The organism is Paractinoplanes aksuensis (assembly GCF_024137025.1).
GTDB classification, from domain to species: Bacteria; Actinomycetota; Actinomycetes; order Mycobacteriales; family Micromonosporaceae; genus Actinoplanes; species Actinoplanes aksuensis.
In genome coordinates, this window is record NZ_JAMYJR010000033.1 from 45,833 (window position 1) to 72,381 (window position 26,549).

At 71.0% G+C, this 26,549-nt stretch carries 28 protein-coding genes; 9 read left to right on the forward strand and 19 right to left on the reverse strand.

What is annotated here, in order from left to right; genetic code table 11:
* Nucleotides 1-57: 57 nt before the first annotated feature.
* Nucleotides 58-594 (reverse strand): hypothetical protein, encoded by a 537-nt coding sequence (locus M1L60_RS30320; protein WP_253240963.1) that lies wholly within the window; start codon nt 592-594, stop codon nt 58-60.
* 11 nt (nt 595-605) lie between these two features.
* Nucleotides 606-1,499, reverse strand: a complete 894-nt coding sequence (locus M1L60_RS30325) for a LysR family transcriptional regulator (RefSeq protein ID WP_253240964.1) — start codon at nt 1,497-1,499, stop codon at nt 606-608.
* A gap of 71 nt (nt 1,500-1,570) precedes the next feature.
* Here M1L60_RS30325 and M1L60_RS30330 point away from each other — a divergent pair, with 71 nt between their 5' ends.
* The 3 genes from M1L60_RS30330 (at nt 1,571) to M1L60_RS30340 (ending at nt 3,394) form a co-directional block, all read left to right on the forward strand.
* The gene (locus tag M1L60_RS30330) at nt 1,571-2,386 is read left to right on the forward strand and encodes an SDR family NAD(P)-dependent oxidoreductase (RefSeq protein ID WP_253240965.1); all 816 of its coding nucleotides are present in this window, start codon (nt 1,571-1,573) and stop codon (nt 2,384-2,386) included.
* Nucleotides 2,387-2,531: 145 nt separating this feature from the next.
* A complete protein-coding gene (locus M1L60_RS30335; RefSeq protein ID WP_253240966.1) occupies nt 2,532-2,957 on the forward strand; it encodes a peptidase inhibitor family I36 protein in 426 nt (141 codons plus the stop codon).
* 14 nt (nt 2,958-2,971) lie between these two features.
* On the forward strand, nt 2,972-3,394 hold the full coding sequence (locus M1L60_RS30340) for a peptidase inhibitor family I36 protein (RefSeq protein WP_253240967.1): 423 nt from the start codon (nt 2,972-2,974) through the stop codon (nt 3,392-3,394).
* Between the two features lie 46 nt (nt 3,395-3,440).
* On the opposite strand, the gene M1L60_RS30345 is transcribed toward M1L60_RS30340, so the two are convergent.
* Together M1L60_RS30345 and M1L60_RS30350 are read right to left on the reverse strand one after the other, a co-directional pair.
* On the reverse strand, nt 3,441-4,676 hold the full coding sequence (locus M1L60_RS30345; protein WP_253240968.1) for a phospholipase D-like domain-containing protein: 1,236 nt from the start codon (nt 4,674-4,676) through the stop codon (nt 3,441-3,443).
* A gap of 115 nt (nt 4,677-4,791) precedes the next feature.
* Nucleotides 4,792-6,441, reverse strand: coding sequence for a hydantoinase B/oxoprolinase family protein (locus tag M1L60_RS30350; protein ID WP_438862166.1), 1,650 nt, complete (start codon nt 6,439-6,441; stop codon nt 4,792-4,794).
* Between the two features lie 37 nt (nt 6,442-6,478).
* Here M1L60_RS30350 and M1L60_RS48560 point away from each other — a divergent pair, with 37 nt between their 5' ends.
* Nucleotides 6,479-6,568, forward strand: a complete 90-nt coding sequence (locus M1L60_RS48560; protein WP_438862170.1) for a hypothetical protein — start codon at nt 6,479-6,481, stop codon at nt 6,566-6,568.
* On the opposite strand, the gene M1L60_RS30355 is transcribed toward M1L60_RS48560, so the two are convergent.
* Nucleotides 6,543-8,588 (reverse strand): hydantoinase/oxoprolinase family protein, encoded by a 2,046-nt coding sequence (locus tag M1L60_RS30355; protein ID WP_253240970.1) that lies wholly within the window; start codon nt 8,586-8,588, stop codon nt 6,543-6,545. The two genes, M1L60_RS48560 and M1L60_RS30355, sit on opposite strands and share 26 nt — an antisense overlap.
* Before the next feature lie 172 nt (nt 8,589-8,760).
* Between M1L60_RS30355 and M1L60_RS30360 the strand changes: the two genes are divergently transcribed.
* Nucleotides 8,761-10,089, forward strand: a complete 1,329-nt coding sequence (locus tag M1L60_RS30360) for a M17 family metallopeptidase (RefSeq protein ID WP_253240971.1) — start codon at nt 8,761-8,763, stop codon at nt 10,087-10,089.
* Between the two features lie 61 nt (nt 10,090-10,150).
* Here the strand turns inward: M1L60_RS30360 and M1L60_RS30365 are convergent, their stop codons facing one another.
* Together M1L60_RS30365 and M1L60_RS30370 are read right to left on the reverse strand one after the other, a co-directional pair.
* The gene (locus M1L60_RS30365) at nt 10,151-11,059 is read right to left on the reverse strand and encodes a serine/threonine-protein kinase (RefSeq protein ID WP_253240972.1); all 909 of its coding nucleotides are present in this window, start codon (nt 11,057-11,059) and stop codon (nt 10,151-10,153) included.
* The gene (locus tag M1L60_RS30370; protein ID WP_253240973.1) at nt 11,056-11,589 is read right to left on the reverse strand and encodes an RNA polymerase sigma factor; all 534 of its coding nucleotides are present in this window, start codon (nt 11,587-11,589) and stop codon (nt 11,056-11,058) included. The genes M1L60_RS30365 and M1L60_RS30370 overlap by 4 nt, the downstream gene beginning before the upstream one ends.
* A gap of 217 nt (nt 11,590-11,806) precedes the next feature.
* Between M1L60_RS30370 and M1L60_RS30375 the strand changes: the two genes are divergently transcribed.
* Nucleotides 11,807-12,484, forward strand: a complete 678-nt coding sequence (locus tag M1L60_RS30375; RefSeq protein ID WP_253240974.1) for a lytic polysaccharide monooxygenase auxiliary activity family 9 protein — start codon at nt 11,807-11,809, stop codon at nt 12,482-12,484.
* 61 nt (nt 12,485-12,545) lie between these two features.
* Nucleotides 12,546-13,103 (forward strand): hypothetical protein, encoded by a 558-nt coding sequence (locus tag M1L60_RS30380; protein ID WP_253240975.1) that lies wholly within the window; start codon nt 12,546-12,548, stop codon nt 13,101-13,103.
* A gap of 78 nt (nt 13,104-13,181) precedes the next feature.
* On the opposite strand, the gene M1L60_RS30385 is transcribed toward M1L60_RS30380, so the two are convergent.
* On the reverse strand, nt 13,182-14,183 hold the full coding sequence (locus tag M1L60_RS30385; protein WP_308208560.1) for an MsnO8 family LLM class oxidoreductase: 1,002 nt from the start codon (nt 14,181-14,183) through the stop codon (nt 13,182-13,184).
* A gap of 133 nt (nt 14,184-14,316) precedes the next feature.
* Between M1L60_RS30385 and M1L60_RS30390 the strand changes: the two genes are divergently transcribed.
* Nucleotides 14,317-14,859, forward strand: coding sequence for a hypothetical protein (locus M1L60_RS30390; RefSeq protein ID WP_253240977.1), 543 nt, complete (start codon nt 14,317-14,319; stop codon nt 14,857-14,859).
* Here M1L60_RS30390 and M1L60_RS30395 read toward each other — a convergent pair.
* The 4 genes from M1L60_RS30395 to M1L60_RS30410 form a co-directional block, all read right to left on the reverse strand.
* Complete coding sequence (locus M1L60_RS30395) at nt 14,803-15,579, reverse strand: hypothetical protein (protein ID WP_253240978.1); 777 nt, start codon at nt 15,577-15,579, stop codon at nt 14,803-14,805. The two genes, M1L60_RS30390 and M1L60_RS30395, sit on opposite strands and share 57 nt — an antisense overlap.
* Nucleotides 15,580-15,701: 122 nt before the next feature.
* Nucleotides 15,702-16,289, reverse strand: coding sequence for a GIY-YIG nuclease family protein (locus tag M1L60_RS30400; RefSeq protein WP_253240979.1), 588 nt, complete (start codon nt 16,287-16,289; stop codon nt 15,702-15,704).
* A 76-nt stretch (nt 16,290-16,365) separates the two neighbouring features.
* Nucleotides 16,366-17,622 carry an HNH endonuclease signature motif containing protein gene (locus M1L60_RS30405; RefSeq protein WP_253240980.1) on the reverse strand — a complete coding sequence of 419 codons (1,257 nt, stop codon included), beginning with the start codon at nt 17,620-17,622 and terminating at the stop codon, nt 16,366-16,368.
* A gap of 287 nt (nt 17,623-17,909) precedes the next feature.
* On the reverse strand, nt 17,910-18,374 hold the full coding sequence (locus tag M1L60_RS30410; protein ID WP_253240981.1) for a DIP1984 family protein: 465 nt from the start codon (nt 18,372-18,374) through the stop codon (nt 17,910-17,912).
* Nucleotides 18,375-18,476: 102 nt separating this feature from the next.
* Here M1L60_RS30410 and M1L60_RS30415 point away from each other — a divergent pair, with 102 nt between their 5' ends.
* A complete protein-coding gene (locus M1L60_RS30415; protein ID WP_253240982.1) occupies nt 18,477-18,668 on the forward strand; it encodes a hypothetical protein in 192 nt (63 codons plus the stop codon).
* A gap of 34 nt (nt 18,669-18,702) precedes the next feature.
* Here M1L60_RS30415 and M1L60_RS30420 read toward each other — a convergent pair whose 3' ends face one another.
* The 7 genes from M1L60_RS30420 to M1L60_RS30450 are packed head-to-tail and all read right to left on the reverse strand — an operon-like array spanning nt 18,703 to nt 26,546.
* Nucleotides 18,703-20,235, reverse strand: a complete 1,533-nt coding sequence (locus tag M1L60_RS30420) for a PucR family transcriptional regulator (RefSeq protein ID WP_253240983.1) — start codon at nt 20,233-20,235, stop codon at nt 18,703-18,705.
* Nucleotides 20,232-21,341, reverse strand: coding sequence for an S-methyl thiohydantoin desulfurase family protein (locus M1L60_RS30425; RefSeq protein ID WP_253240984.1), 1,110 nt, complete (start codon nt 21,339-21,341; stop codon nt 20,232-20,234). Before M1L60_RS30425 ends, M1L60_RS30420 begins: the two co-directional genes overlap by 4 nt.
* Nucleotides 21,338-22,618 carry a hydantoinase/oxoprolinase N-terminal domain-containing protein gene (locus tag M1L60_RS30430; protein WP_253240985.1) on the reverse strand — a complete coding sequence of 427 codons (1,281 nt, stop codon included), beginning with the start codon at nt 22,616-22,618 and terminating at the stop codon, nt 21,338-21,340. The genes M1L60_RS30425 and M1L60_RS30430 overlap by 4 nt, the downstream gene beginning before the upstream one ends.
* An 18-nt stretch (nt 22,619-22,636) precedes the next feature.
* A complete protein-coding gene (locus M1L60_RS30435) occupies nt 22,637-23,629 on the reverse strand; it encodes an ABC transporter permease (RefSeq protein WP_253240986.1) in 993 nt (330 codons plus the stop codon).
* Nucleotides 23,626-25,137, reverse strand: a complete 1,512-nt coding sequence (locus M1L60_RS30440) for a sugar ABC transporter ATP-binding protein (protein ID WP_253240987.1) — start codon at nt 25,135-25,137, stop codon at nt 23,626-23,628. The genes M1L60_RS30435 and M1L60_RS30440 overlap by 4 nt, the downstream gene beginning before the upstream one ends.
* Nucleotides 25,138-25,186: 49 nt before the next feature.
* The gene (locus tag M1L60_RS30445; protein WP_253240988.1) at nt 25,187-26,212 is read right to left on the reverse strand and encodes a sugar ABC transporter substrate-binding protein; all 1,026 of its coding nucleotides are present in this window, start codon (nt 26,210-26,212) and stop codon (nt 25,187-25,189) included.
* 10 nt (nt 26,213-26,222) lie between these two features.
* Nucleotides 26,223-26,546: an antibiotic biosynthesis monooxygenase family protein gene (locus M1L60_RS30450; protein WP_253240989.1), complete on the reverse strand. Its 324-nt coding sequence runs from the start codon at nt 26,544-26,546 to the stop codon at nt 26,223-26,225.
* Nucleotides 26,547-26,549 lie beyond the last annotated feature (3 nt).

A 26,549-nucleotide genomic window follows, 5' to 3' on the forward strand; every position in this document is an offset into this window, starting at 1 on the left:
CAGGTCGCATCACACCAGTACTTCGCCACCCGCGCGGAAAGTGTTCGCGGGGCGGGCTCAGCTCAGCGTGAACCGGACGTCGTCGACGTCGAACGCGGTCACGCCGTTGCCGGCCGTCTCGCTGGCCGCGAAGACCACGGTCGCCGTACGTTCGGTGGCGGCGGTTCCGGTCGAGCCGCTGTACTGGTACCAGTCCGGCGAGCCGTCGGACGACAGCGAGAAGTACGTCTTCGGCGGCACACCGGTCACGGCGAAGCTGACGTTCATGTAGTCGCCCCGGCTGGTTTCGGTGGTCGTCGTGCGTACCCAGAACTTGACTGTGAGATTGCAGTTGGCCGGCACGGTGACGCTGGTGCGCAGCAGGTCGGTGCGGGTGACGTCCAGGCCGGCCAGGGCGGCGTACGCGCGTCCCTGGTGCGCGTCGCCGAGGACGACGATGCGGGGACCAGCGGTCCAGCCGGTGGTGCCGCGCTCGAAGCCGGGGTTCGGGTGGATCTGACCGGCGCAGGGGGCCGCGGCCTCCCGCGCAGAGGCGGCGCTCCCCGTCGTGAGGAGCAGGACAGTGGCGGAAACCGCCGTGAGCATAGTTCTCATGAAATCGAAGTTTATCGATTACTAGCCTCCTTCCGCAGGCCCGCCCGGACCGCCGCGGCCGGCCCGGCGAGTGCGCCGATCCAGGCCAGCAGCAGCTCACGGCCCGTCCACTGGGGATCGTCGACCTCTACGCAGAAGACTCCCTCGGGCAGCGCGCCGGCGGCCAGACCGGGCACGGTGGTCACACCGATCCCGGCCGCGACGAAGCCGAGCCGGGTCGACCAGTCGCCCAATTCGGCCACCACCCGCGGCCGCGACAGCGTGGGCCAGGCGCCGAACTGCGGCTCACCGCGGGCGCCGCGCCCGGCGATCCAGTCCTCATCGGCCAGGTCGGCCACCGCGACCCGCTCGGCCCGGGCCAGCCGGTGCCGCCGCCCGACAGCGAGCAGCAGCGGGCCGGAGGGCAGCCGCTCCACCTCGATGCCGGTCAGGTCCCAGCCCGGCAGCCCCTCCCCCGACGACAGCAGCGCGAGGTCGAGGCGCCCGGCCCGCAACCGCCGGATCTGCACGGGCGTCGACGACTCGAGGAAGTCGACCTCGACCGAGGGGTGCTCGGCGCGGACGCGGGCGATCGTCCGGGGCACGAGCCGCATGGCCGTGGTCGGGAAGCCGCCGAGCGCGACCCGCCCGCCGACCGGCGTCGCCAGGTCGTCGAGCTCGCGCTGCGCGGCGTCGTACTGGTCGAGGATCGACGCCGCCCGCGCCGCCAGCCGGTGCCCGGCCTCGGTCGGCTCGACCCCACGCGGGCCGCGGCGCAGCAGCTGCACACCGGCGGCGGTCTCGAGCGAGGCGATCTGCTTCGACAGGGCGGACTGCGTGAAGCCGAGGCGCTCGGACGCGGCGGTCAGCGAGCCGGTCTCGAGCACGGCCCGCAGCGCGCGCAGCAGTTGCGGATGAACGTCCATGCCATCCAGGAATACCTGAGTTGACGATCATTCGCTGGTGGCATACCCGGATCGTGACCAGACTCGACCCCATGAGCAAAACCTGGTTCATTACCGGTACGTCGAGCGGCTTCGGCCGCCTGTGGGCCGAGGCCGCCCTGGAACGCGGCGACCGCGTCGTGGCCACCGCGCGCAATACCGAGACGCTGGACGACCTGGCCGAGCGTTTCCCCGACACCGTCCTGCCGCTCGAACTCGACGTCACCGACCGCGAGGCCGTCCTCGAAGCCGTCGAGCGGGCCGGGCAACGCTTCGGGCGCCTCGACATCGTGCTCAACAACGCCGGCTACGGCCACGTCGGCATGGTCGAGGAGGTGACCGAACGCGAACTGCGCCAGCAGCTCGAGACGAACTTCTTCGGCGCCGTCTGGGTCACCCAGGCCGTCCTGCCGGTGCTGCGCCGTCAGGGCGGCGGCCACCTGCTGCAGGTGACCAGCGAGGGCGGCGTCCGCGCGTACCCCGGCTTCGGCGCCTACCACGCCTCGAAGTGGGCGGTCGAGGGTCTGACCGAGGCGCTCGCCGGAGAGGTCGAGGACTTCGGCATCCACGTCACGTGCGTCGAGCCCGGCCCGTTCGCCACCGATTTCGCCTCGCGCGGCCTCAGGACCAGTCAAGAGCTTCCCGCGTACGACGCCACTCGCGCGACAAAATCCCCCGAGTTCCGCATCGGCGACCCGGCGGCCACCGTGCCCGCGATCCTGGCCCTGGTCGACGCCGAGAACCCGCCGCGCCGCCTGATCCTGGGCGACGTGTTCCCCGAGGTCGAAGCCATCTACGAGGACCGGCTGAAGACCTGGCGCGACTGGCAGCCGGTGTCGCTGCGCGCCTTCGGCCACCCGGCGGAATAACACCGAGATCGCCGGATATGCCTTTTCCTCGGGCCGATCCGGAGGCGTTGCCCTTCGCCGTCGATCGATTAGCGTGATCGCGGGATCCCTGATCTTGTATCGCCAATCGAATTGCGGGGGCGCAATGCCACATCGATTTAAGCGAATGTTCAGCATCCTTGCCGCCGGTGCCGTGGTAATGCTCGGCTCGGTCGTCGGCGCCACTCCGGCCCAGGCTGTGACCGCCTGCCCGAACAATTACTTCTGCCTGTACCGCTGGATCAACTGGGAAGCCGGCCGCTGGCAGATCCCGAACAACGGCACCAACTGGGACAGGTGCTGGAACCTGAGCAACAGCACGTACACAGACGGGTACAACGTCGACCAGACGTCGGCCAGCGTCATCAACAACACCAACCTCGGCGACCGCCCGATCAACATCTCGCTCTACACGGGCCAGAACTGCACGGGGGCCAGCAGCAGCAACCGGCCCGAGACGGCCTTCCGGACGGGCTCCTACCGGCAGATCGCCAACTTGAACGACGTCGGGTACTACCACGCGTTCCGGAGCATCCGATTCGAACGAGCGTGAGCTGAGGAGAGAAAATGATGCTCAGCCTCAGACGCGTCTTCGCGGCCGTAGCCGTCGGCGCGGTGGCCATGCTCGGCACAGTGGTCGGGGCGGCCCCGGCTCAGGCCGCTCTCTACGACTGCCCGCGCAGTTTCTTCTGCCTCTATAAATGGATCAACCACGACGGTGGCCGGTGGCAGGTCAATGCCGACACCTATCCGACCGGAAACTGCTGGACGCTCACCAACAGCACGTACACCACCGGCGGAACTGTCTATGACACCTCGGCCAGCTTCCACGAAAATTCGAGCCGGCGACGGACACTCACCATCTACAACTGGATCGACTGCCAGTCGGGCGGAGGCAGTCTCACCATTCCGCTCGGACTCTACGAACACGAATTGAATCTCGCCGACATCAATTGGTACCACAAGATTTCGAGCATCAGGATCACCTGAGCGGCGGGGCCGTGTCCGTGACCGGGCACGGCCCCGCCGACGGGTCCTACTTGCAGGGGAAGTTCGAGGTCGTGCAGGTGACGCCGTTGTTGTAGGCGTCGTTGAAGTGGTTGTAGAAGCCGTTGTACAGCGGATGCGTCGTGCCCGACTCCGGGCCCATCTTCACGAAGATCTCGTCGTTCTCGCTCAGCGCGTCCTGGCTCCAGTTCTGCGAGCCGGTGTAGACCCGGTACTGGTAGGCCGAGCCGAACTTCGCGTAGAGGGCGAAGAACTTGTCGTGGACCTTGTCCATGCTGCGGATCTTCACCCCGGCCCCGAGCAGGTCGTCGTAGACGCTGCGGGTCATGTTGATGTCGCCGGTGCTGGTGGTGCCGACGACGACCCAGATCTGACAGCCGGCCGCCTTGAACCGCTTGACCAGGTTGGTGATGCCCGGACGGCCCGCGGTGACGAAGGACATCCCGATGCGCAGCCGGCAGTTCGCGTCCGGCGTGGCGTCGTTGAGCCGGGTGACGATCGTGTCGGTCTGCCCGGCCGCCTCCGGTGAGGCGTACGCGTCAGCGGCGGTGGCCTGGTAGTAACCCCGGCCCGAAGCGGCGTCGTAGTAGTCGTTCCCGGAGACCTGCCGCTGGTTCCACATGTCGGCGAAGTTCGCGTTCAGCCCGTTCATCAGCGCCGCGTCGCCGTACACAGTCACGGTGTTGTTGAACGAGTCGGGCCCGGTCGCGTACGTGAGGTTGGCCGAGCCGAACCACGAGACGTTGGTCCGGTCGGTGCCGTTGGGGTCCTTCGTGGCGGTGAAGGTGAACATCTTGGTGTGCATGTCGCCGTCGCCGCTGGAGCTGATGCACGCCCGCCCGCCGCTGCTGCGCGAACAGAACTTGTGCTCGGTCAGCTGCTTGATCGCCGCGACGCCGCCGTTGGTCAGGTCGGTGTTCTTGCCGTCGACCACGACCATCACCCTGACCCGGCGGTCCTGGGCCCGCTTCAGGGCCTGGCCCACCGAGGGGATGCTGATCGAGTGGATCGTGCCCCGGATCGTCGAGTTCTCGGGCGCGGCGTCGATCAACCGCTCGAGTTCGAGGTGGATGGTGTTGTCGCGGTCGTTGTTCGCGTGTGGGTTGTTGAAGTGGGCCCACACGGGATACCCGCCGATTGTCGCCTGCGCCGAGGCGACGAGCGTCTGTGCCGGCTCGTCGGCCGCAGCCGCGGCCGGGTGGGTGAATGTCAGCGCGGTCAGGGCCAGAACCAGCCCGGTGCGCAGCACGAATTGACGCCGCACGAAATGCCTCCCCGTGATCACAGTCATGTGGCACAGGGAGTATGGGAGATGTTTAGACAGGCGTCAATTGAAAGTCATGCCCCGGCCCGGCGTGCCGGGCCGGGGCATCTCACTCTCAGGCGCCGATGCCGTAGCGGTTGCGGGCCGCGTCGGCGGTGATGTTGTGGTCGAGCACGTCGGCCCGCACGTCGTCGGCGGCGCGTTCGGTCGGGTCGCCGTAGCCGCCACCGCCGCCGGTCGCGCAGCGCACCACGTCGCCCTTCCTGAGCGGCATGCCGTTGATCTTCAGGATGCGGCGTTCGTCGTCGCGGCCCGGGTTGATGACGACCTCGGGACCGACCGCGTCCTCGCCGCCGAACAGACCCCAGGCCGGCTGCCGCGACCGCTCGAACCACAGCGACACGGTCAGGTCGGTCTGGGCCTCGTACTCGCGGACGACGCCGTTGCCACCGCGCCATTTGCCCGAGCCGCCGGAGTCGGGGCGGATCCGGTATTCGTTGATGCGCCAAGGATAGCGGGTCTCGTACACCTCGACCGGGATGTCCTTGAGCGAGCCGTTGACGTTGTTGATCAGCGCGCTCTCGCCGTCCGAGCCGTTCCAGCCGCCCCAGCCGCCGACGGTGGCCTCGAGGCTGACGAACTCGCGCTGGACCCGCGGGTCGACCCCGGCCGACAGGATGATCATCGAGTCGCCGTGGCTGGCCCCGGCCACCTGGTCGGGCAGGGCGGGGGCGAGCGCCCGGGCCACCATGTCGATCAGCAGGCCGAGGTGCGAGAAGTACCACTGGCAGGCCGCGGGCGACCTCGCGCCGAGCACCGAGCCCTCGCGGACCTGGGTCGTCATCGACCGGAAGGAGCCGCCGTTGCCCGGCAGGTCGGGGCTGACCAGCAGCTTGTAGCCGACCCGGAGGGCCGACACGGCCTGCGAGACGCCGCAGTTGACCGGGCCCACGGTCTGGTCGGCCGACTCGGTCACGTCGAAGTCGATCTCCTCGCCGGACACGGTGATGCGCAGCCGGATCGGGACCGGGGTGTCGAGGTCGACGCCGTCGTTGTCGAGCACGCCCTCGGCGCTGTAGACGCCGTCCGGGATCTTCGCGATGACCGCCCGCTCGAGCAACTCGGTCTGGTGGAAGATCTCGTCGCGGGCGGCCTCCAGAGTGGACAGCCCGAACCGCCGTACGATCTCTTGCAGCCGTCGCTCCCCCATCTGGATGCAGGCCATCATGGCGTGCATGTCGCCCGTGGTCGGGTAGGGGAACCGCACGTTGGTGGCGATCGTGTCGGTGACCGAGCGCTCCTCGACGCCGCCCGAGACCAGCTTCTGCGGGCCGAGACGCAGGCCCTCCTGGAAGATGTTGACCGAGTCCATCGAGCCGCCCGGGTCTTTCGAGCCGACGTCGATCCAGTGGGCCCGCGAGGCGGTGAACCCGACCAGCGTCTCGTCCACGAAGACCGGGCCGAAGATGGTCACGTCGTTGAGGTGCGTGCCGCCCAGGTAGCTGTCGTTGAGGATCCACACATCACCCGGCTGCCACACCTCGCGGCCGAAGCGCTCCTCGGTGGCCAGCGTGCACGTCTCCAGGTTGCCGAGGAAGATCGGCAGGCCGGCCGACTGGCCCAGCACCTGGTGGTTGGCGTCGAGCAGGGCGACCACGCAGTCGCCGCACTCGTAGATGATCGGGGTGTAGGCCGAGCGGATCAGCGTGGCGTTCATGTCGTCCGCGGCGGCATTGAGCGCGTTGCGGATGATCTCGACGGTCACCGGATCGATGCTGACCGGGTCGATACTGACCGGGTCGATGCTGACCGGGTCGATGCTGACCGGGTCGATGCTGACCGGGTCGATGCTTACCGGATCGATGGTCACTGGCCGTCCTTCCGAGAGATGATCAGCGAGCCGATGTCGTCGACGCTCACCGCGTAGCCGGGCGGCACGACCGTGGTCGCGGTGTCCTCGACGACCACGGCCGGCCCGTCGAACGTGTGCCCCACGAACAGGTCGTCGCGCCGGGCCACCACCGTGTCCTGAGCCTGGCCGTCGAAGACCACCGACCGAATTTCGTACGGGAAATCGGGCTTCTCGGCCGCAGGCCATTTCTGCGGTTCCGGCCGTCCCAGGTCGCCGAAGGCCGCCGTGCGCAAGGCCACGAACTCGATCGGCGCGCCCAGGTTGGCGTGCCCGTACCGGCCCTTGTGCAGGTCGGCGAAGCGCTGCGCCACGTCGGCCCGGAACGTCTCCCCCAACGGCTCGTCGGCGCCGGTCAGCGGCACGGTCAGCGTGTACTCCTGGGCCGCGTACCGGATGTCGACCGCGTGACTCGCGTGGCGCGCGTCCCCGGCCACACCCTCGTGGTCGAGCCCGTCCAGGCCGTCCTTCTCGAGCCGGGCCAGCGTGGCCGCCATGTCCGCGGGGTCGAGGTCGGCGTCGAGGAAGAAGTACGGCTCGGTGTAGTCCTGCCGGATCTGCGTCTGCAGCATGCCCCAGGCCGAGAACGCGCCCGGGAACCGTGGCACCACCGTCTCGGCAATGCCCAGCTCGCGGGCCAGGAACACCGCGTGCATCGGCCCCGCGCCGCCGAAGGCGACCAGCGCCGAGTCGCGCGGCTCGATGCCGCGGGAGACGGTGATCGTACGAATGGCCTGGGCCATCTTGGAGTTGGCCACGTCGCAGATGCCCTCGGCCATCGACGTGGTGGTCATGCCGAACACCTCGGCCAGCCCGTCGACTGCGGTCTCGGCCGGCTTCGGGTCGAGCGTCATCTGACCGCCCGCGAAACCCTCGGGGTCGATCCGGCCCAGCACCAGGTTGGCGTCGGTCACGGTCGGTTCGGTGCCGCCGCGGCCGTAGCAGGCCGGCCCGGGGCGGGCGCCCGCGCTGCGCGGACCCACCCTCAGGCCGCCCGCCTCGGCCCAGGCCACCGAGCCGCCGCCGGCCCCGACGGTGTGGATGTTGACCACGCTCATCAGCATCGGCAGGCCCTCGAGCTGGGCCTCGGCCGACACGTCGGGCTCGCCGTCAACGATCAGCGACACGTCGAAGCTGGTGCCGCCCATGTCGATGCCGATCAGGTGCGGGCGGCCGGTCTGCCGGGAGAGCTCGGCGCTCGCGATCGCGCCACCGACCGGGCCCGACAGCAGCGTCTGCAGCGGGCGGCGGCGGGCCGACTCCGCGGTCAGGATGCCGCCGGACGACTGCATGACGTGCAACGGCACCCGCAACCCGCGCTCGTCGAGACGGCCTTCAAGATCGAGAAGATAATTCCGTACGATCGGACCGGTGTACGCCTCGACCACGGCCGACGAGGTCCGCTCGTACTCGCGCCATTCCTTGGCCGCCTCGTGCGAGACCGACACCGTGATGTCGTCGCCCAGCTCCTCGTGCAGGATCTCGCGGGCCCGCAGCTCGTGCGCCGGGTTCTTGTAGCTGAACAGGAAGGCCACGGCGATCGCTCGTTTTTGCTGAGAACGAGCCGTCTGAGCGGCGGCCCGGACGGCGTCCTCGTCGAGCGGCGTCAGCTCGGAGCCGTCGGCGGCGATGCGGCCGCCGATGCCCAGCACGTCCCGGCGCGGCACCAGCGGCGTCGGCTTGCGGTAGTGCAGGTCGTACAGACGGGCCCGGGGGCCACGGGCGATGTGGTACGTGTCCTCGAGCCCGGCCGTGCCGAGCAGCAGCACGGGCACGCCGCGCCGTTCGAGGAAGGCGTTGAGGCCCTGCGTGGTGCCGTGCACGAGGAAGTCGATGCCGGCCGGCTCGTCGACCACCGCGTCCAGGCCGGCCAGCACGCCCTGGCTGAGGTCACCGGGCGTGGTCGAGGCCTTGGTCGCCGCGAACGCCCCGCTCTGCTGGTCGTACGTCACGACATCGGTGAACGTGCCCCCGATGTCCATCGCGACTCGATACCGCCCCATGTGATCTCCCTCGCGTCCAGGCCGGTCAGGTAAGCGCAAGTTAGGGGGCGGTGGTACGCCCGGAGTGTGCGCCCGGCATAGCGCCGGGGTGCCCACGCGTGCGGCGCGCACGATCGGCGCCCGGGCGCCCCGGGGAGGATGCGCCGATACCGGTGACCCCCTGGGAGGCGTCGTGACCAGCACCGACAAGCGGGACCGGGCGGCCGAGATCGCCGCGGCGGCCGACGCCGTCGTGACCGGCATCGGACCGGTGACCGTCGATGCCGGAAAGGCGGACCGTGGCATCGCATTCGTGCCCTCCGTTCCCACTGGCGGCTGGGCGCCGCACGTGCGGGGCGACACGCTTCTGGTGGCGCTGGGCGAGGTCCCGACCGCGGAGACAGCCCGGCGGGCCGCCATCGCCGCCGGCGCCCGCCTGCGCTCCGGCGACACTGTCGCGGTGTCGGCCCCGCCCGGCCTGACCGGACCGGTCGTCGACGGCCTGATCACCGGAGCCCCGGCGGAGACCACTCTGCTCGTCGACGAGGCACAACTCCCGGACGCGCTGCGCGGTCAACTGGCGGCCGACGTCGCGCGCCTGGCCCGGCTGCTGGTCAGCGCGCCGGCCAACCTGCTCACGCCGAGCGCCGCCGCCGGGTGGGCGGCCCGGATCGCCGAGAACGCGGGCCTGACCTGCACCGTGCTCGGCCCCGACGAGGTGCGGTCGCAGGGCTTCGGCGGGCTGGCGGCGATCGGCGGCGGATCCTGGGATGGGCCGTACCTGGTTACGTTGGACCACTTGCCGGAGACTGGTGGCCCGGAGGTCGCACTGGTCGGGAAGGGGGTCACGTTCGACAGCGGCGGCTTGTCGCTCAAGTCGCCCGCGGCCATGCAGAGCATGCGGATGGATGTCGCGGGGGCGGTCACCGTGCTGGCGGTGATGGCGGGCCTGCGCCGAGCGGGTTGTGCCGTGCCCGTGCGGGCGGTGCTGCCGTTCGCCGAGAACATGCCCGGTCCCGGCGCCGCCCGGCCCGGCGACGTGGTCACCGCGTGGAACGGCACCGAGATCCAGATCCTCGACACCGACTTCGAGGGCCGGGTGATCCTGGCCGACGCCCTGGCCCTGGCCGCCGACGCCGGCCCGCGCCTGCTGGTCGACCTGGCCACGCTGACCTACCAGGCCGAGATCGCGCTGGGCCCCGAGATCGCCGCCGTCCTGGCCCGCGACGACGACGCGGCCGCCCGCTTCCTGTCAGCGGGGGCCCGCGCCGGCGAGCCGCTGTGGCGCCTGCCCTACGACGAGCGCTACCTCGACCAGGTCAAGACCCCGTCCGGCGTACGGAACCATCCCCTGCACGACTCGGGCCGGGCCATCACGGCCGCGTTGTTCCTGGGCGAGTTCGTCCCCCGCACGGTCCCCTGGGTCCACTGCGACATGACCGGCCCGGCCTGGTCGGGCGACGCCTCGGCCGACGGCGCCACCGGCTTCGGCGCCCGCACCCTGCTCGAGCTACTGACCTGACCGGCTCCGCCTCGTCGCCGCTCCACTTCACGTCGGCTTTGCTTTGCGTCGGCGCTGCGGGTCAACCGTGGAGCTGAGACGGCCGGTAGTCGCGGGACTTGCCGTCAGCGTGCACGACGATGCGCACGCCGTCGGCCTCGCCACCCTCGTGACCCGGCCACCACGCCGCCCACCAGCCGTCGCGCAGGCTGGCCCGAACCTCGGTGCCGTCGGGCAGCTCGATCTCGACCTTCTCGACGCCGGCGCCGGCCCGGCCGATCACGCTGGAGTACCAGCCCTCGCTGCCTTCCACGGCGCCCATCGACACGGTCCGCACCCGTCCAGCGGCGGGCGCCGGGGACGCCGTGTCGAGCAGGTCGGCGCCGGCCGCACCCTCCGCCGGATCGAGAACAAAACAGCTGGTCAGCGCGGTGCTGTCCATTTTGACGAGCACCAGGGTGGCGTCGCCGCGGCGCTCGGCCAGCACGATGTCGGCGGCGGTGGGCGGGGTCTCCCAGTCCGCTCCCCAGCCAGTCGCGCACTGCTTCGCCTGTGGAAGAACGTCGGCGACGGCCACGGCCTTCGGGGTGGCGGTCCACGAGGCGTACGCCCGGTTGCCGTTTCCGTTCGGAACGAGCTGCACGGCCGCTACCGCGACAGCCGCGGCCGCCGCCACGGCGACGCCACCGAACATCAGCCGCCGCGCCCCGGACCGACGGGCCCCCGGTCCCAGGACACCCTTTCCCGGGGCTCCCCGTCGCGGGGCTCCCCGTCGCGGGGCTCCCCGTCGCGGGGCTCCCCGTCGCGGGGCTTCCTCCATGGGCTCTCGCCCCAGTGCGCCCAGCCATCGAGTTCCGGGCCGTCGACCCGTGGCCGGCGCCGATTCGCGCAGCAGGTCGTCGAGGCCGGCCGTGGCCCGCGCCCGGCGCTCGGCGGTGGGTTCGAAGTCGCGCATCGGGTCGAGGGTCGACAAGCGGTCGAGTTCGTTCATGTTCTGCTCCAGGTTTCGACAGGGGAGGAAAGGTCGGTGGCCGGCTCCAGCCCGGCGCGCAGCCGGCGCCGGGCCCGGTTGAGCCGCATCCGGAAGGTGGCCCGGTGGCAGCCCAGCACGGCCGCCGCCTGCACGTCGGTGAGCCCGTCGAAGGCGACCAGCGCGAGCACCTCGCGGTCGGCCGCGCTCAGCGCCCACCACGCCCGGACCAGGTCGATGCGCGCGTCGACACCCGGCGCCCGGTCGGCCTCGGTGGTACTGTGGTCACCCACCATCCGGACGTCGACCGCACCGCGACGCAGCCGCGACCGGGCCTGGTTGGCCAGGATGTTGCGGGCGATGCCGAACAGCCAGGGCCGGGCGTCGTCCGGTCGGTCACCGAAGCGCCGCCACGCCACGAGAAAAGCGGCGGAGACGACGCCATCGGCGTCGTCGTCCGGGATCCGCCGTTTCACGAAGCGCAGCAGGTCGGTGTAGGTGGCCGCGTGCAGAGCGCGGAAGCGCTCCTCGGCGGTGTCGTCGTGGTCCACACCCTCTACCTGTCGTCAGTCGGCCCAGTGTCACACCCCGGCTTCCCGGCTCGGCCCCATCCCGCCGAACCGCATCACCACCGGGCCCGGTCACTACCGCCGCCGAGGCTCGGTCATTGCGGATCTAGATAGACAAAGGTTGATATCTGGACACCGAGATGCGACTCTAGGTGGGAGCGCTCCCATCCCCCGAATGCCGAAGAACGGAGGAGGAACCGTGCTTCCACACGATTCCCTGCAATCCCGGCAGCAACGCTCAGCCGCCCGCCGCCCCGTACAGGTCCTGATCGCGTTGTTCGCCCTGGTGGCGGCCCTGCTGCCCGGGGCCGGCGCGGCCCAGGCCCACGGCACGATCATCAACCCGGCCAGCCGCGCCTACCAGTGCTGGCAGTCCTGGGGCAGCCAGCACATGAACCCGGCCATGCAACAGCAGGACCCCAAGTGCTGGGAGGCGTTCCAGGCCAACCCTGACACCATGTGGAACTGGATGAGCGCCCTGCGGGACGGCCTCGGCGCTCAGTTCCAGGCCCGCACCCCCGACGGGCAGCTGTGCAGCAACGGGCTCAGCCGCAACAACACCCTGAACAGCCCGGGCGCCTGGCGCACGACCAACGTGACTCGCAACTTCACCGTCAACCTGTACGACCAGGCCAGTCACGGCGCCGACTACTTCCGGGTCTACGTCAGCAAGCAGGGGTTCAACCCGGCCACCCAGAGCCTCGGCTGGGGCAACCTCGACTTCATCACCCAGACCGGCCGCTACGCCCCCGCGCAGAACATCTCGTTCAACATCTCGACCTCGGGCTACACCGGCCACCACATCCTGTTCGTCATCTGGCAGGCCTCCCACCTGGACCAGGCCTACATGTGGTGCAGCGACGTCAACTTCACCTGACCCACACCCGGCCCGGGGCGGCAACCGTCGCCCCGGGCCGGACCCGCTGCGAGGAGAGCCAATGACGGTGTCATCCAAGGCCCGCTACGTGGGCGTAGCGGCAATCCTGCTGGCCGCCACGGCCGGCGCGGCCGTGCTACGCGACTCGGGCGCTCCCGCCGCGGCCGACCTCGACTCGCAGATCGTGACCCTGATGCGGGACACGCTGGAGAAGTCGGACCCCGGCCAGCACAACCACGCCGGCCACGCCGCTCAGCCGTCGGCCTCCGCGAGCCCGTCGCCCGTCATCTGCGGCGTCCGCGTCTACGGCCACGAGCCGTCCGAGGCCACAACCCTTTCCGGCGTACGGGCGGTGTACGGCTTCCACCTCTGCGGCGTCGCCGAATCGAAACGCCCGTGGGACGTCGCCGTCAAACTGGCCGGCCCACTGATCCTCGACGTCACGACGACCCCGCCCGGCATCCAGGTCGTCGAAGCCACGGCCGACATCAAGTTCGTGGACCGCCTCCGGCAGATGTTCCCTACCCCATACGCGGAAATGGCCGCCAAGGAAGCCCTGTCCACCACCGAGATGACCGAGTTGCGCCGCCGCTACGACGCCGCCGCCGACCTACCCTGACCGCCGGACGCGGCAACGGCCCGCCTATCGCCTCGGCCCGCTGCCGCAGCCCCGCCGGCTCCTGCCCGCACTGAGCGCCTACGACCGGCCGAACAACGAGCCCAGTGCCCTGTCCGAGGCTGCCAGCGCGTCCCGGTCGAAGGTGCTGCCCGCGGCGACCAGCTCGGCCGCTCCCGTACGGTCGAACAACTCGGCCAGCCGGCGCTCGACCTGGGCCGGCGTCCCGGCCACGGCCGCCGCGACGGTCTGCTCGAGATACTGCTGCTGGCGCGGCGTCCGAGTGGCGGCGCGCACCTCGGCCACCGGCACCAAGGGCGGGAACACGCCGGTGGTGCGGCTCAGCGCCATCGCCCACGCCTCGGGCAGCATCAGGTCGGCCGCCTCGGCCTCGGTGTCGGCGATCAGCACGTCGGTGCTGACGGCCACCCACGGCTCAGACTGCTGCGGCGACGGCCGGAAGGTGCGCCGGTATTCCGCCAGCCGCTCCAGCCCGGGCGCCGGATCACCGCCGAGGCCCAGGAGCGGCCCGCCCACGATCACCGGCAGCCCGAGTTCGGCCGCGACCCGCAATCCACTGCCGGTAGCCAGCACGTACATCGGCACCGGGCTCGCCGGCTGCGGGTGCATGCTGATCTCGGCCGTACCGTCGAGGAACCGACGCAGCTCGCCGAGGTCGGTCGCGAAGTGGTCGTCGGCAGTGTTCTGCCGCAGCGCTCGGCGGACCGGCGCGGTGAATCCGGGCGAGCGCCCCAGCCCCAGGTCGACCCGCCCCGGCGCGAAGGCTGACAGCGTGGCGAACTGCTCAGCTACCACCAGCGGCTGATGGTGCGGCAACATCACTCCGGCCGACCCGATCCGGATCGTCGTGGTCGCCCCGGCGACCGCCGCCAGCAACACCGCCGGCGCCGACCCGGCAATCCCGGGAACACCGTGATGCTCAGCCACCCAGAACCGGTCGTACCCCAGCTGTTCCACCCGGGCGGCTCGCGCCACCGTGCGGCCGAGCGCCATCGACTCAGCCTCCCCGGCCCGAGTGCGCGACCGATCCAGCAGCGAGAGACGAACCCCGGCGTTGATCACCCCAGGTGCAGCAGCCCCCGGCCGGAGCTTGTTCCCGGCGCCTCGGCGAGTCACATGCACGGTGCGCGTCGGTGTTACGGGGCCACCCGGGCTGTGTCTTGTCCGGCCAAAGGAGCGCTTATAGGCTCCCAGCATGGTTGAACGTGTTCAAGTAGCGATGGACGTAGCCCGCATTCGACGCAGCCTCCGCGGGTGGACCGGCGCACTGGTAGGGCTCGTAGCGCTCGCGCGCTGCGGAGCGGGCGTCCTGTCGTTCTTCGCGCTGGGCCCGCTCACCGGCTTGGCGCTCTACCCCTTGTGGGAGATCTGGGGAACCGGCCCGATCGTGACCGACTGGCTGTTGGCCGCCCTGTTCACGGCGGCCGGAGTCACCGCCGCGACCCGGATGAACTCCGTCTGGGGCTACCGCCGAGCCCGGATCGTCGGCTGGTTCGTCGTGGTCGACACCGTTGTTTATGTCGCTTCCACCGGCGGCGTGCTGATAGCAGAGGCCGGGAGCCACAACGACCCCTGGTGGAAAATCCTCGCCGCGATCCTGGTCGCGAACCTCGCTCTGGCCGGCCTGGGTCTGAAGGTCATCCACCAGGCGACCTCGGCCTACCGGATCCAGCGACAGCTCCTACGCGGCAACTACATCCGCAAACGCCGCCTGACCGACGCTCACGTCGCCTGGTGACAGCCCCACCCACAACACGAGAGCGCGTCGGAGCGCCGGCGCGGTTCCCGCAGATGCCGATACGCGAAACAGGCTCAACACGACCTCGCACGAGGGGTTGTAGGCCTCCACTGGACGCAAGCCACTGCCTGCCAGCTCTTCCTCGAAGAGGAGGACAGCAAGGATCAAATGCGTGGCCGTCGTCCTGTCATGCCCCATACGGACGGTTTCGGCGACGGCTTCATCTTCCAGGAGCGCCAGGACGGGACTCGCTTGAGCGAACACGCGGAAGAAACCAGCGGCCAATCGTTGCGTCAGCGCTCCAGAACGGGGCCCGCGGTCGCGCCCAGGTTCGGTCAGTACGCCCGCTCGACTCAGCATGTCCACCAGCCCTCGACGTGGCGGTTCACCACCAGGGTCGGGCCAGGTCCGGCGGGCCACCACCGTCAGCAGCTCAAGATCTAAACCTTGTCGCTGGACAAGGCGGCTCGCCGCGTTGCCGGAGTCCCCGAGCAGAGACTCCAGCACATGGTCGGGACCAGCCCACGGGCCGCCTCGCGCGACGGCAATGGCCATCGCGCGACAGACAGCCTCACGAGCCTCCTCTGCCCACTGCGGCGCATGCTGAGAGCTCTCGGCCGGCGTCCAGCCGAAGACTTGCCAATGCACCTCCCGCATGACTCTGAGCAACGGCAATTCGTCGTCGGCCGAAAGCGCGATGGGGCCGCCGTTCTGGGTCACGCGGGACCTGCCGCCCACCCCCGCGTGCGGAGAGGCGTTCCCCAAGACCTTGCGAAACGCAGCATCGCGGGCGGGCTGTCACTCAGCACGATGCTTGCTCACATCGCGCGATCCAGGGCCGGTCAGCGCGTCGCTGAAGCATCGCTCGGCCGGCTGGAGGCGTTGTACGCGTTCTTGGCGGCGACCACGGCCGCCTGGACGTATTCGGGCGCGACGCCGTGGACGTTCAGCGGCGGATGCAGGCGCGAGACAAGTTCGGTCTCGACGGAAGAAGGCTCCTCTTCCTCAGCCCAGGTCAGACGAAGGTGCGCGTACATCCACGCGGTCAGTCGTGCCTCGTCCTCGGGAATCAGGACCACACGATCGGTCCAGGTTGTCCGGTAGGCCTCAGAGACGAGGAGCCCCGCCAACGTACGGCGCAGGGTGGAGCTGCCAGACCGCCTCAGATGGTTGCGCAGAATCCGCCCGCGCAGGCTGGTCGCTCGGCCGATGTACAGCAGCCGGAATGACGGGTCAGCCGCGTTCGGAGATCCAGGCAGCTCCGGAAAGACGGCGAGCGTCGCCCACCACGCATAAACACCGCTGCCGCGGCCGAGTCTCTTGGCGGCGGCGCCGAGGTCGACCGGCCCGCCGGACAGCAGGTGCAGGGCCTTGTCCGCCCGCGTCCAGGGGTTTGAGGCGTAGTCGGGTCGTTCTCCGGGAGTCGTCATCGAGGCCATGGTAGGCGTTCGAGCTCAGCGTCCCCGGGTAGCAACCTGGGCGCCCGAGCGACAGTCGGTTGCTGCCCTATAAGCGCAGGTGGTAGAGGTTGCGGCGCGGAACACGGGCAGGGTCGACGTCCGGCGGCGGGATGAATTCGGGTTGGCCATCGGCGCCGAGGCGGATCTGCCAGCCCGCCGTCGGGTGATGAATCAGCCGGTGGTGGCGGCGACAGAGCAACACCAGATTGCCGAGGCAGGTAGCGCCGCCCTCGGTCCAGGCGAGGACGTGGTGGGCGTCCGTCCAGCGGGGTGGGCGGTCGCAGTCGGGGAAGGCACAACCCCGGTCGCGCAGGTGCAATGCGCGCCGCACCGTGCCGGTGGGCAAACGTTGCGAGCGGCCGAGGTCGAGCACCTGGCCGGCACCGCCGAGGACCGCCGGCAGAATCTTGGCGTCGCAGGCCAGCCGGCGTAGCGATTCGGCCGACAGGCGTACGCCGTCGTCGGTGGTGGCCGTGCCCAGCGCCTGGGTGAGCGGGTCGAACGCGACGGTGACCGACAGCTGGGCCGGTTCGCCGCCGGTGGCCGGCAGCTCGCCCGTCCGCAATGCCAGGCGGCACACCTCGGCCAGGGCGTCGGCCCGCCGCTGGGCCGGGTTTCGCTCGTCGCCCACGATCGGGGCGCACAGCGGGTCGAGCGCCGCCCGCACCAGCGCAGCATCTTCCACGCCGAGGGAGCCGGACAACCGGACCACCCCGGCGACCGGGGCCGACAGCGTGAACCCGCGGGCGCGGTGGGCGCGCTCCTCCTGTTTGGTGAGCGCCAGCTCGTCGGTCCGCTCGGCCAGTTGCGGGGCGACGTGGGCGAGGATCCGCTCGCCGACCCGGCGCAACTGCAAGGGCGGCAGCCGTTCGGCCAGCTCGATCATGGCGGTGGTGGCGTCGTGGGCCACGCGGCCGTCGGCGTCGGCGTCGCCGGCCTCGGCCAGTTCGGTGGCGACCGTGTCGATGGTCGCGGTGATGACGGTGGCCTGGCCGGTGTCGACCCGGCCGTCGAGCAACGCCTGTTCGACCTCGGGATGCCGGGCCAGGGCGGCGGCTCGCTCGCCGAGCTCACGCGCGGCGCGGCGGTCGATCAGCAGGTGCGACCGCAGCCAGCGCGGAGTGGTCTGGTGGCCGCGCACCTCGGCCTGCCGCACCAGCCGCGCCTGCAACGCCACGGCGATCTGTTCCAGCCGGTAGGCCGTCCGCAGGCCGTCGACAATGTCTTCGTCGGACAGCGACCACAGCGGGGCCGCGGCGAGCTTCGCCGCGTCCTCACTGATCTGCTGCACCTCGGCCAACATGCGACCATCTTCGAACACACGTACGACAGTTCCCGAGCCCGCCGGAGGCCGTCTCAGATGAAGCAAATTGCGGAGTTTCCCCGAGCCCGCCCTCACCGTCGTGGATCCACACATGGTGGTGTGCTGTGCCCTGTGCGCTGTCACTTGTGCCGCGTGCTGGGCATGCGTTGTGCGTCAGGGAGTTGAACCCTCGCGCCTGCCCCCGGCGCGCCAGGGAGTGAGTCGGATTACCCGCCGGCTCTCGGGTTCGTGTGCGCCTCCACGTCGGCTACCTGCTCCGCACTTCGTCAGTCGAGCAGGTCGACCTCCCAGTTGGTGCGCTGGATCAGCGTGTCGACCTCGCGGATCTGCCGGGCCAGGTCGTCGGCCTGGCGGCGGATGTCGGCCACCGGCAGGGCCGGGATCATCTTGAGTTCGGAGCGCAACTGCCGGTACCCGCGCTGGCCCTCACCGGCCGCGGCGTTGGCGGCCGCGGTGATGACGCCGTGCCGCAGGCGCAGGACGTCGCGGCGAGCGAGCGCGTCGGTCAGAGTGCCGCCCTCGACGACGGTGGCGGCGTTGGTGCGGTTGATCCGGCGGATCAACGTCTCGAGCTGGTCGAGCACCTCGCCCGCCTCGGCCAGCAGGGCCCCGGAGTCTTCGGCCGGCGTCTCGCCCTCCTGGTAGCGGGCGCTTCCGGTGATACGGGAGCGGAGCTGTTCGGTGCGGCGCGACGCATCCGCGCGCAGCGCAAGTGCCTCGGCGAGTTTCATGGGGACAGTATGGACGCCCAAGATCTGCGGACGCCTCCCATTAAAGGTGACGTCCGGCCGATAGCCCGCGAAGACCCTGCCCACAGTCTTTATCTTCGAATTGTGACTGCCACCCTGAAGTCCGTTGATCTGCCCGACGGAACGACCGCCCACGATGAGACCCTCGACCGCTGGTACGTGAAGAAGCCCGTCGGTTTCTTCCCGTGGCGGGCGCCCAACGGCGAGAAGCTGACCGATTTCGAGGTCGACAACTTCCTGCGGTCGGGCCGCATCAGCATCACGCTGCCTACGTGAGGCATCACGCTGCCTACGTGAGGCATCACGCTGCCTACGTGAGTTCGTTGTTGCTCCACAGCGCGGTCAGGGCATAGCTGAGCACGTGCAGGGCCAGGCGCTGGCCGGGTTCGTCGTAGGTCAGGCCGAGCTGCCGGGCCCGGGCGAGCCGGGCCAGAACCGTATTGCGGTGTACGCCGAGCTGCTGCGACGCCTGGCTCAGGGAACCGCCCGAGTCGAGCACGGCCAGCACCGTCTGCACCAAAGCGGCCCGGTCCTTGGCGGCCATCAGCTCTTCCAGGGTCAGGTCGGCCACCTGCGCGATCTCGGTGGTGGGCAGCCAGGCCAGGGCCGCGTTCGCGCCCACCTGGTCGAACCACTGCACCGCGCCCGGTCCGTCCTCGCGGGCGACGTGGGCCGCCAGCCGGGCCTCGGCCACCGAGCGCATCAGCCCGGCCACCCCGGCGTGGGCCCGGCCGACGCCGATGACGAGACGGTGGGCGACGGCCGAGTCGCGGAAGCCGGCCAGGGCGCGGCGCAGCGAGGTCACGTCCGCAGGGTCGGCGCCGCTGTGCCACGAGATCCAGCCGTCGCCCTCGGCCACCAGCGGCCAGGTCGAGTGGCCGCGCTGCCAGGAGGCCCGGATGAGATAGGTGATCTCGGGCGGGGGTTCGCCGGACGGGCGCAGCGGGGCCAGCCACACCGCGCGGTTGGCCTCGCCCACCTGCCAGCCGAGTTCGCTGGTCCAGGGCGGCGCCTCGACGTCGGCCGGTGACGGCGCGGACGGCAGGCGCCGCAGCAGGTCGAAGGCGGCCTGTTCGTGGGCGGCGCGGGTGGCCGTGTCGAGGCGGCTCTGCGCCCACGCCGCCTGCAGCGAGGGCCGGGCCAGCCGCAGCAACGACTCGACCTGTTCGAGCGAGACCGAAGCCGTGGCCGAGACCGAGGGGGAGGCCGGGCCGGTCGAGGGCACGGCGGCGATCAGGCGGGCCGCCGACCGCTCGCCCGGCGCCTGCACTTCGACCTCGATCAGGCGTACCTGGGGGCGTTCGGTCAGGGCCGCGCTCTGCCCGGCGATGACTACGCCGCCCACCACCAGGGCCACCGGCACCTGTTGCAGTTCGCGGTTGAGCACGCCGAGCACGCCGCGGATGCCGGTCTGTTCGGCCAGCAGTTCGGCCAGCCGGGCCTGGCGCAGCGCCCGGGCCGCGGCGGGCGCGCTGACCTGGCCCGCGAGTTGCAGGGCGACGTCGATCGGGTCGTCGTCGATGACGATCAGCGACATGTGCAGACGCTCGGCCAGGGCGACGCTGGAGCCGCCGGCCACCGAGCGCGCGACGACCACCGCCGACAGGTTGCGTTCCCAGGCCAGGTGCAGGGCCGCGGCCAGCGACCAGCCACCGGTGGCGGCCTCGTTGTGCAGCACGACCAGCCCGTGCGGGGTGCAGCGGCGCAGCCGGTCGAACGTCTCGGCCAGCACCACCTGCTCGACCGGGCGCGACGGGTCGGCCAGGTGCGGCTCGGCGCCGGCCAGGGGCTGGATCCGGGCCAGCTCGCCCAGCGTGATGGGGAGGGTCGAGGAGCGTTTCATCGGCGCCGCGGGTGCACGAGGGGGATGCCGTGCGAGCCCATGCCGACCATCTCGATGCCGGCCGGCGAGTACCAGACGGCGTCGGCCGGGGTGACCAGCACGTCGATCAGGTCGCCCGGCTCGAGGCTGTCCAGCGTGGCCAGCGTGCCCCGGGAGACGTCGAGCAGGCACATCAGGTCGGGGGCGCCGGCGATCAGGGCGCCGTCGGCGAACACAGCCACGATCTCGCTGCGCAGCTCGATGCGCAGCTGGCGGCCGAGCCCGCCGACCTCGTCGACGACCAGGCTCGACGGGTGGGCCGGGATGGTGACGTCGCTGGGCCGGCTCAGGTGCTCGAGCTCGGCGATGCGGCCGCGAGCCAGGCGGCGGCAGCCGGTGATCGCGCCGAGCCGGGTGACCAGCCGGTCGGGGTCGGTCCGGTCGAGCAGCAGCCGCCCCACGTTGGCGATGCGGGACATGGTGCCGGGCAGCGCGGCCCGGCGCAGCACGCCCGCGGTGGTGGGGTAGGCCGCGAGGGCGGCCCAGCCGCCGACGGTGTCCACGTTCGCGCGCAGCATGCGGTCGGCCCGCGGCCCGGCCGGCACCTCGATCAGCACGCTCTCGCCGGTCGGCCCGACCGCGGCCAGCGGCGTCGGCGACACCCCGGACAGGTGCATGGCGGTGTGGTGGATCAGCGCGAAGGCCCGGCCCATACCGTCCGCGTCGAGCAGCGGCACCCGCAGCTGGGCCGCGGTCACCACGGCCACCAGCGCGCTGATGGTGGCCGCGGCCAGCGGATAGATGGCGCCGAAGGTGATCTGCTGGAGGCGTTCGATCTGGCGGACGGCCAGCTCGAACTCGTCCCCGGCGGGTGGCAGGTCGGACATCGCCGAGCCCGAGCCGATCACGCACACCGACACGCAGGGGGTCTCGGGCGGCAGGGACTCGACCCGCAGCAGCGGCACCGGGCCGTTGCGGTCGAGCAGCCCGGCCAGCCACGAGTTGATCGACGTCTTGTTGGAGTCGCCGACCGCCGGGGAGTAGAACTTGGCCCCCTCGTACAGCGCGGGCACGTCCTCGGCGGTGATCGAGGAACTCGCTCCGACGTACCCGGAAACGCTGGTCATCGCCGGGCCAGCGAGGTGTCGGGCAGGCCGGCCACCCGCACCCGCACCCGCACCGTGCCGGACGGGCTGTAGGGCACGGCGACCGTGGAGATCTCGGCGACGTGGGTGGTGCCGGGGGCGGCGCCGTTGGCCATGACCATCGCGGTCGCCCGTTCCTCGGCGTCGCGCCGCACCCGGTCGAGCTCGGCCCCGGACTCGATGAACGCCACCTCGTCGAGCCACGAGGCGGGCCGGCTGATCGCCGCGCCCACGCAGGCCAGCAGGGACGGCCCCTCGCGCGGGCGGATCACCGGCACGTCGTCGCCGGGCCGGGCCGGTGGCTCCGGGGTCAGCACCGCGGTCGGCACGACGAGTTCGGTGCCGATGCCGGCCGGCTCGTCGGGGCGGACGGCGGCCAGCCCGTGCCGCACCTCGCCGGCCAGGGCCCGGCCGTCGTGGGTGAGCAGCACGCGGCAGTCGTCGAGCCCGGCCAGGTGGGCCGCACCGCACAGTTCCAGAGCCTCGGTCGCGCCGAACGCCACGACCGGCGTGACCCGGATGCGCGAGGGGGTGCTGTAACCGCCGTCGCCCCGGGCCACGCGCAGCTCGAGCGAACCGGGCAGGCGGGCCAGCGTACGTTCGCAGCGGTCCAGCACTCGTTCGGTGAGCGCGGTCAGCGCGCAGTCGAGCACCACCGTCGTCTCCCGCGCGACCAGCCCCTGGCCGCCGTAGTCGCTGGCCACCGAGATGCGCGCGCCCGGCACCGCGGCCAGCACGGCGTCGGCCACCTCACGCTCGTGGGCCGGGCGGGCCTGGGAGCCGGCGGCGACGACGGCCACGTGCCGGATCCCGGTGCCGGCCAGCTCCTCGCACAGCAGGGCCAGCCCCTCGCCGTCGAGCGGGGCCAGTTCGTTGCCGAGCAGATCGTGCCCGCCGGACACGGTCCAGCGGCGGGCGATCCGGCGTTCCACCAGTTCGGCCGGCGAGCGGGCCAGCGCCGGGTCGGTGGCCGCGCGGGGCACGATCCGCACCGCGGCCACCGGGGGCACTTCCGCTTCCGGGCGTACGAGCGTGTCGAGCAACAGCGGGGCCAGGTCGACCGTGACCGCGCCGGCTCCGCCGGGGGCGGCGCGCAACGCCACCCCCACGGCGGCCGCGATCACGCCCTCCAGATCGGTGCGGGCCGGCGCCACCGGTTCCACCGCCCGGACGGTGGCACCGTGCACCACGGCGGCGTAGGCCCGGTGCGGCCGCAACGTCACCCCGATCTGCGCGACATCATCGCCCTGAGCAGGCATTTGATGATCGTACTCGCGCTACCGGGTACGTTTTCGCAGCCAGCGGTCCATCGTCACGGCAAACAAGATCAGCAGGCCTTGCAGCACTTGCTGATAGATCGTGTCCCAGCCGAGCAGGTTGAAGCCGTTGCCGATCAGGGTCAGCAGCAGCGCGCCGACCAGGGCCCGCCACACCGCGCCCTCGCCGCCGAGGATGCTGGTGCCGCCGACCACGGCGGCCGCGATCGCGGTCAGTTCCATGCCGCTGGCCATCGTCGACTGGGCCGAGCCCGCCCGCGAGGCCAGGATCAGCCCGGCCAGCGCCGAGCAGACTCCGCTGATCATGAACGCGGTGACGTGGATCGAGCCGACCCGGATACCGGACAGGCGGGCCGCCTCGGCGTTGCCACCGACCGCGTAGAGGCGCCGGCCGAACGTCGTACGGGAAACCACGACGGCCAGGATCGCGACCACCACGACGAACATGATGGTGGCCGACGTCAGCCCGAACAGCGAGGGCCAGGTCAGCATGCCGAAGGTCTCGGCCGATGCGGTCAGGGGATAGACGATGGCGCCGCCGGTCACCATGACGGCCAGGCCGCGGTAGACCATGCTCGTGGCCAGCGTGCCCACGAACGAGTTGACGCCGCTGCGGACCACCACCGTGCCGGTGACGAAGCCGAGCAGCGCCCCGGCCACCACGGCCGCGAGCATCCCGACGTAGACGTCGGTGACCCGGCCGACCTGCACCCCGATGATCGCCGAGAGGGCGAGCGTGGCGCTGGCCGTCAGGTCGAAGACGCCGCTGATGATGCAGATCGTGGCCCCCGTGGCCAGCAGGCCGATGACCGCGGTCTGGTCGAGCAGGTTGACCAGGTTGCCGCTGGTCAGGAACGTGTCGGTGCTGACCGAGAGGGCGATCACGATGATCACCAGGGCGGCCACGATGCCGTAGTCGCGCATCCGGAACGCCAGGCGCGACATGTTGCCGGCCTCCGGCGCGGCGGTCTTGGGCAGGGTGTCGACGCTCAACGGGGTTCTCCTTCGTGCGAACCGAATGCGGCGGCGATGACGACCTCCGGGCTGGTGCCGCGCGGGTACTCGCCGACCGGTTCGCCGTGCCGCAGCACGAGCACCCGGTGCGAGAGCGCCAGCAGTTCCTCGATCTCGGACGACACGCAGACGACAGCCATGCCGTCGGCGGCCAGCCCGGTGATCAGGTGGTGGATCTGGGTCTTGGCGGCGACGTCGACGCCGCGGGTGGGCTCGTCGATGAGCAGCACCTTGGGCTTGCGCAGCAGCCACTTGGCGAACAGCGCCTTCTGCTGGTTGCCGCCGGACAGCGTCTCGATCGGGGCTTCCGGGTCGGCCGCACGGATGTCCACCGACTTGGCGATCTCGCCGACCGCCGTCTTCTCGGCCGGCCGCTTGACGAACGGTCCCGTACGGCGTCCGGAGAGCGACGACAAGGCCACGTTCTCGGCCACCGACCGCTGCATGACCAGGCCCTGTTCCTTGCGGGACTCGGGCACCAGGGCCACCCCGGCCGCCATCGCGGTCCGCGGCGAGTGCTGGGCCAGCGTGACCCCGTCGACCTCGACGACGCCGTCGGTGGCCCGGTCGGCCCCGAAGAGCAACCGCAGAGTTTCCGTACGACCGCTGCCGACCAGACCGGCGATGCCGAGGATCTCGCCCGCGCGCACCTCGAGGTCGACGCCGTTGACCAGTCCCCGGCGCAGCCCGCGGGCCGCCAGCACGACCGGCGCGCCGTCCGGCACCGGCTGCGGGTCGGGGTAGAGCACGTCGATCTCGCGGCCGACCATGTGCCCGACCAGCTCGCGGGGCGACGTCTCGCCCGCGGTGAGCGTGCGGATCAGGGCGCCGTCGCGCAGCACGGTGATCCGGTCGGCGACCGACAGCACCTCCTCGAGGAAGTGCGAGACCAGGATGATGGTCGTGCCCCCGGCGGCCAGCGTGCGGATGAGCGCGAGCAAGTTCTCCTTCTCATGCTCGGCCAGCACCGCCGTCGGCTCGTCCATGGCGATGACCCGGGCCCCCCGGGCCAGCGAGCGCAGGATCTCGACCTGCTGCTGGACGCCGATCGGCAGACCGTCGACCCGCGCGTCGGGGTCGACCGTGAACCCGGTCGTCTCGATCAGGCCGGCCAGCCGCTTACGGTCGGCGCGGGCGCTGACCAGTCCCCCGCGGTGCGACCAGCGGGCCAGGAACACGTTGTCCAGCACCGACAGGGCCGGCACCAGCGCGCCCTCCTGCGAGATCAGGCTGATGCCGTGTTTGATGGCGTCGCGCGGGCTGCCCACGGTGACCTGCTCGCCGTCGAAGCTGAGGCCGCCGGCGTCGGCCTTGATCGCCCCGCCCAGGATCTTCAGCAGGGTGCTCTTGCCGGCCCCGTTCTCGCCGACCAGGCCGTGCACCTCGCCCGGCGCGATGTCCAGGTCGATGTCGTGCAGCACGCTGACGCCGCTGTAGCTCTTGCCGACGCCGCGCACCGCGATCGACGGCGCTTTCTGACTGCTCATCAGGCCTCCGTAACTTGAGGCGCCGGGGTTGCCCCCGGCGCCTCCGCCGTCAGTCCGAGTAGTCCGCCGTCTTGCCGGCCAGCTTGTCCTTGGTGCCCAGACACGCGTAGTCGGTCAGGGTCGAGCACGCGTCGGTCGCCTCGGGGACGGTCTCGCCGCGGGCCTTCTTGATGCCGAGTTCGGCCGCCTTGGCCCCCTGCGCCTTCTCGGGCATCGCGTACGTGCCGTACCAGGTGCCCTTCTCGACGAAGTCGTAGGCCTGCTGCGAGCCGCCGTTGCCGACGAACGTGATCTTCTTGCCGGCCGCCAGCGGGGTCGCGCCCTGCAGGGCCTGGGACGAGCCGATCACCACGTTGACGTCCGGGTGGGCCTGCAGCAGGTTCTGCATGGCGCCGCGTCCGCTGTCCGGGGTGTAGCCGCCGACGAAGTTCGAGATGACCTCGGACGCGCCGCCGGCCTTGAGCGCGTTGACCGCGGCCTCGGTGCGGGCGGTGTCGAGCGGGTAGTTGGCGAAGCCCTGGAAGTAGGCCACCTTGCAGGCGCCGTCGGTGACCGTCTGGCAGCCCTCGAGGGCCATCTTGGCCAGGCCGTCACCGTTGACCGTGGGCGGGTCGATGATGTTGATGGTGCCGGGCACCTGGGGCTCGATGGTGTCGTACTTGCCGCCGATCGGGGTGAACTCGACGACCACGGTGATGCCGGCGGCGACCGCCTGCTTGACCGGGTTGACCACCGCCGTGCCGTCGTTGGCCTGCACGATCATGACGTCGTAGCGCTTGGACGTCACCGCGTCCTGCAGCTGGTTGACCTGTGTGGGCCCGTCGAAGTTGGAGTCGAGGAAGGTGGCCTCGGCATTGTTGGCGTTGGCGTACTCCTGCACACCGGCCCAGGTGGCCTGGGCGAACGAGTTCGCCTTGGCGAAGCCGAAGAAGCCGATGCTGAGTTTCTTGTCGGCCGGGACCGCCGAGGCGGCCGCGCCGGTGCCGGCGTCGTTGTTGTTGTTGGGATTGCTGCAGGCGGTCAGCGCGGCCACGGCGACCAGGCTGATGGCGAGGGGTCGGGCAACTCGTATCACTGGTGCTCCTCTAATTCTGCGAAAGAGGCTCGACGAGCTCGAAGACTCCGCCAACGAGCGGCTCGTCGTCGTTTTTGTCCAGCAGTGCGAAGAGCCCCTCGGACAAGGAGGCTCGCCACGGGTCGTCGACCCAGTTGCGGTAGTCCGCGGCCGTGTCCCAGTCGGCGATGACCAGGTGGGTCGCGGGGCTGTCGTCAACGGATCGCAACAGTTCGGCAGCACGGCACCCGGGGAAGACCCGGGCCCGCTCCAGAATCCGCCGATCCGCGTAGAAGGCTTCCAGCGCGTCGCCGTGGCCGGCGGCTGCTTGAAGGGTGAGGACGCTGCGGACCATTGG